The 3,778-nt window shown below is 68.4% G+C and carries 3 protein-coding genes; all 3 read right to left on the minus strand.

Translation table 11 applies throughout. The annotated features are described in order from the left end of the window. Positions 1-929 (minus strand): ABC transporter ATP-binding protein (locus ACSNOD_RS29475; protein WP_436770135.1); only part of this gene is annotated, 929 nt, incomplete at its 3' end. A gap of 11 nt (positions 930-940) precedes the next feature. Then, positions 941-1,918 (minus strand): ABC transporter permease, encoded by a 978-nt coding sequence (locus ACSNOD_RS29480; RefSeq protein WP_436770136.1) that lies wholly within the window; start codon positions 1,916-1,918, stop codon positions 941-943. A gap of 104 nt (positions 1,919-2,022) precedes the next feature. After that, positions 2,023-3,778: ABC transporter substrate-binding protein (locus tag ACSNOD_RS29485; RefSeq protein ID WP_436770137.1), on the minus strand; the 1,756-nt coding region annotated here is incomplete at its 5' end.

A 3,778-nucleotide genomic window follows, 5' to 3' on the forward strand; every position in this document is an offset into this window, starting at 1 on the left:
GCGCGCGGGCAGCGCGGGTGGAAGGGGCAGCCCGGGGGCGGGGCCAGCAGGCTGGGCGGGGTGCCGGGGATGGGGGTGAGGGCCTCGTCCACGTCCGAGGAGAGCCGGGGCATCGAGCGCAGCAGCCCCCAGGTGTAGGGGTGTTCGGGCGTTCGGAGGACCTCCCGCACGCTGCCGCGCTCCACGGCCCGGCCGGCGTACATCACCAGCACGTCGTCGGCGGTGTTGGCGACCACGCCCAGGTCGTGGGTGATCAGGATGATCGCGGACCCGAACTCCTGCTGGAGGTCCTTGAGTAGATCGAGGATCTGGGCCTGCACCGTGACGTCGAGGGCGGTGGTCGGCTCGTCGGCGATGAGCAGGTCCGGGTCGCAGACCAGCGCCATCGCGATCATCGCGCGCTGGCGCATGCCCCCGGAGAACTGGTGGGGATAGTCGTCCACGCGCAGCCCGGGGTTGGGGATGCCGACCTTCCGGAGCATCTCGACCGCCTTGCTCCGCGCCTCGCGGCGGGAGGCGCCGGTGTGCTTGCGGTACGGCTCCGCGATCTGCCGGCCCACGGTGTAGTACGGCGAGAGCGCGGTCAGCGGGTCCTGGAAGATCATCGCCATCTTGTTGCCGCGCAGCCGCTCCAGGGTCCGCTCGGGGGCGCCGATCAGCTCCTGGCCGTCCAGCCGGATCTCCCCGGTGACGGTGGTGTTCCGGGGGTTGTGCAGGCCGAGCACGGTCAGATTGGTGACGGACTTCCCGGAGCCCGACTCGCCGACGATGCCCAGGGTGCTGCCGCGCTCCAGGTCGAAGGAGAGGCCGTCGACGGCCTTGACGATGCCGTCCTCGGTGGCGAAGCGGACGTACAGCTCGCGCACCGAGAGGAAGGCGCCGCCGGCGGCGCCCGCCGGCCCGCCCGCTTCCTTGGTCAGGGTGGTCACTGGCAGATCTCCTAGGACAGCCGCACACGGGGGTCGATGAACGCGTACGCGGCGTCGACGATGACGTTGAAGAGCACGATCAGGGCGGCGCTGAAGAGCATCACGCCCATGAGCATCGGCAGATCGTTGTTGATCACGGACATCACGGCGAGCCGGCCGAGCCCCGGCAGCGAGAAGGTGAACTCGGTGATCATCGCGCCGCCGAAGAGGGCGCCCAGATCGATGCCGAGGATGGTGACGATCGGGATGAGCGAGCCCCGCCAGGCGTACCGGAGGAACACCGTCCGCCCGGACATGCCCTTGGCCCGCGCGGTGCGCACATGGTCCTCCTGGAGCTGCTCGATCATCGTCGAGCGGGCCATGCGGGTGTAGTTGGCGGTGAAGATCGTCGCCAGCACCGCCCAGGGGATGAGCAGCCCGGTGAACCACTTGCCGGGGTTCGAGGTCAGATCGGTGTACCCGGGCTGCGGGAACAGCTCCAGCTGATAGACCAGCAGCGCCATCACCAGCGGCCCGAGGAAGTAGATCTGCATCGAGCTGAGCACCAGCGAACCGGCGCTGAAGACCTTGTCCACCAGGGTGCCGCGGCGCCAGGCGGCGATCAGGCCGGCGCCCAGGCCCAGCACGAGGAAGACCACGGTGGCCCCGATGGCCAGCGAGACGCTGGTGGGGAAGCGGTCCAGGATGGTGTCCCAGACCGGCGCGGAGTCGTGGTACGAGTACCCCAGGCAGGGCGCGGGGCAGGGGCCCGTGTCGTAGTCCCGGCCGGCGAAGATCCCGGCCATGTACTCCCAGTACTGCACGGGGATCGGCTGATCGGTGCCCAGGTTCTTCCGCACGAGCGCCAGCGTCTCGGGGTCGCAGGTCTTGCCGCAGGCGAGCAGGGCGGGGTCACGGGGCACGGCGTGGAAGAGGAAGAACGTGACGGCGCTGATGAAGAGGAGGATCACCAGGGCGCCGAGGGTCCGGCGGGCCAGGAATCGCAGCATGGCGTGGCAGCTCTCAGCGACGGAGGCGGTGGGCGGGTGCGTCCGTCCGCCGGCGCGGCGGGCGGACGGACGCGGCCTGAGCGGTGGCTACTGCTCGACGGGTGCTACTGCTTGAGGTAGAGCTTGCGCGGGTCGATGCCGGCGATGTCCGTGTTGTAGACCACCCCGCCGATGTTCGAGCCGTAGAGCTGGACCTGCTTGAAGTAGTAGGTCGGGACGACCGGCAGGACTTCTTCGAGGATGTACTGGCTCAGCTTGAACCATTCGGCACCGGCCTGCTTGGTGTCGGTGATCTTGCGAATGCGGTCGATCTCCGAATTGATCTTCGGGTCGTTGACATGCGAGTAGTTGTTCGCGCCGTCCTGGATGGTGCGGCCGTCGTAGAGCGGCGGGATCACCGTGGCGGCGCTGGGCCAGTCGGCGCCCCAGTTGTTGTTGTAGAGGTCGTAGCCGTTGTCCACCTTGCCGACCAGGTCGTAGTAGCTCTCGGCCGGGATCTCCTTGCGCTGGACGTCGAAGCCCGCCTTCTTGAGCGCGTCCGCCACGGCCACCGAGGCCTGCTGCCCCTCGGGGGTGTTGATGTAGGCGTAGGTGAGCTTCATGCCCTTCTGGCCGGACTCCTCCAGCAGCTTCTGGGCCCGGGGGATGTCACCGAGGGGCTTCTTGAGCTTGTCGTAGGGGTCGTAGCCCTTCTGGTAGCCGGTCAGGGTCGGGCTGATGACCCCGCCCGCCAGCTCGCCGGCGGGGCTGCCGCCGTACGCCGCGAGGATCGACTTGATCGGCACGGCGTGGGTGATCGCCTCCCGGACCTTCTTGTCCTTGATCCGGTTCATGTTCATGGCGATCTGGCCGACGTAGGGCTGGTAGCCCGACACCGAGCGCTTCTTGGCGGCCTCGTCCTGGAAGAGCTTGGGCAGGCTGGAGGCGTCGACGGAGTTGTTGAAACTGATCGCGTTCTTGTTCTCACCGGCGTCGGACATCAGCCGCTCGCTGGAGTCCTTGTACTGGTGGTTGAAGGTGATCTCGAACTTGTCGACGTACTGGTTGCGCGCCGGGTCCGTCTTCGGGTCCCAGTTCTCGTTCTTCACCAGCGTCATCGACTTGCCGGTCTTGAAGGACTCGATCCTGTACGGGCCGGTGGCGAGCGGCGCGCGGTCGTACGCCTTCTGGGTGTCCTTGGCGCCCGCGGGCACCGCCCCGTAGCCCGGCATCGCCAGCGCGTACGGCACGTCCGCCTGCGGCTCCTTGAAGTGGAAGACGACCGTCTTCTCGTCCGGCGTCTCCAGCACGGTGTCCGGCAGGTGCTTGCCCTTGTACGGGCCGTCCGGGAGCAGTTCGCGGTACTTGGCGCCGCTGACGCCGGCCAGCCACTGCTGGATGAACGTCGGGCCCTCCGTGATGAACGAGGCGAACTGGCGCTCGAAGGTGTGTCTGATGTCCTTCGAGGTGATGGGCGAGCCGTCCTGGAACTTGATGCCGTCCTTGAGCGTGTACGTCCATGTCTTGCCGCCGTCGGAGGACTTGCCGCTGTCGGTGGCCAGGTCGCCGACGATGGAGTACGTGCCGTCGTTGCTCAGCTTGTTCGCCGTCAGCCCGCGGTGGATCAGCCGGGACAGCGACCCCTCGTCCGACACATAGATCTGCGCCGGGTCGAGGTGGGCGTAACTGTCCCGCTGCAGGACCCGGATCGTGCCGCCGGGCTTGGCACCGGGCACCGCCTCGGCCGGCCCCGTGGAGGCCTTCGCGTCGGCGAAGGCGACCAGGGCCCGCTGCTCCGTGGGCTCCTTGCCGTCGCCGCCCTCCTTGCCGCCGCCCTTGCCGCCCCCGCTGCTGCACGCGGTGAGAGCGAGGGCGCCGGCC

Source organism: Streptomyces sp. URMC 123, assembly GCF_051386515.1.
Taxonomy (GTDB): domain Bacteria; phylum Actinomycetota; class Actinomycetes; order Streptomycetales; family Streptomycetaceae; genus Streptomyces.